Annotated in this window: 1 protein-coding gene; it reads right to left on the minus strand. The window is 53.9% G+C overall.

Translation table 11 applies throughout. The features are described from left to right. Positions 1 to 580: 580 nt before the first annotated feature. Positions 581 to 1008 (minus strand): hypothetical protein (locus IG168_RS20750; RefSeq protein ID WP_226877198.1); only part of this gene is annotated, 428 nt, incomplete at its 5' end.

Genomic DNA, 1008 nt, shown 5'->3' on the forward strand with positions numbered 1-1008 from the left:
AGCTCAGTCCATAAGGCCTTCGCCCTAGCTCTCGCATCCGCTCGGTGCGGGAAAGGGAGGCCTTCTGAGACCACACACCCTGAAGTCGCCGACGGCTTTTTCTAATTTAATCAGCTTTATCCATACATCTAAGTTCCTGAAAACACGTGTTTTGGGGATAAGATTGCTGGAGACGTCCACAGCCCTTTGCCCGTAATATTGATTGGACGGTCGGGTTGCATAGACATCGAGGCCCGTTTCAGCACGGGTCAATCCGCCGGCCGGGAAAGGAGGGCTTGAGCTATCCCCCTGACACTATGGCCGCTTAAAGTGGTCGAGTTGTTGGTGTTGCTCCTGGAACTGATCTGTTTGTTATTCGAGCAAATCGACTTCTAGGCGGGAAAGACACCGTTGAAAATGGAAAGGCCCCCGCCCGAGAACTCGACCTTCTCATGAGCGGGGGCCTCACTATTGGAGGGTTTCAGCTAACCCCCTGACATTCACAAAATTATCGACGTGCAACGTCTGCCACAAGTTCTATTCGTGGATCTCGCTCAGAACGGGAAACGGGCGTGGACGGCTGAGCCGACCGTCCAGGCGACTACCCGCCAAGGATCTCATCGTAGGTCACCGGCGACCAGGATTCCGCGGACCGATCGTATTGCTGGAATGATCCGTTTCTCACACTGAAAATTCGAAGATCAGGAAAGTCCGTCACGACGTCGGCCAAATCGATGTCATCCTCGTACTCGGACGGGATACAGCCGCCAAATCCGTCTGACATCGATATTTTTTTTCTCACTTTGATAGGCTCAAATACGAAAAGACCGATAGTTCGGTAGTTCTTTACACGCCACTCGTTCATCGTCTGCCGACCGTCGAGGCTTCTAGCGCAACTCGCGGGTGTTGGTTCAAGTCCGCCCGAGGCGAACTCGCCAGTTGTCGGGTCTTCATGAGATCCGTCATCGGTAGGGCCCACACGGAGAACGCACCCTTGGTCATCGATATCGACGATTAGGCCGACCGATC

This window comes from Microbulbifer hainanensis (assembly GCF_014904735.1).
Taxonomy (GTDB): Bacteria; Pseudomonadota; Gammaproteobacteria; order Pseudomonadales; family Cellvibrionaceae; genus Microbulbifer; species Microbulbifer hainanensis.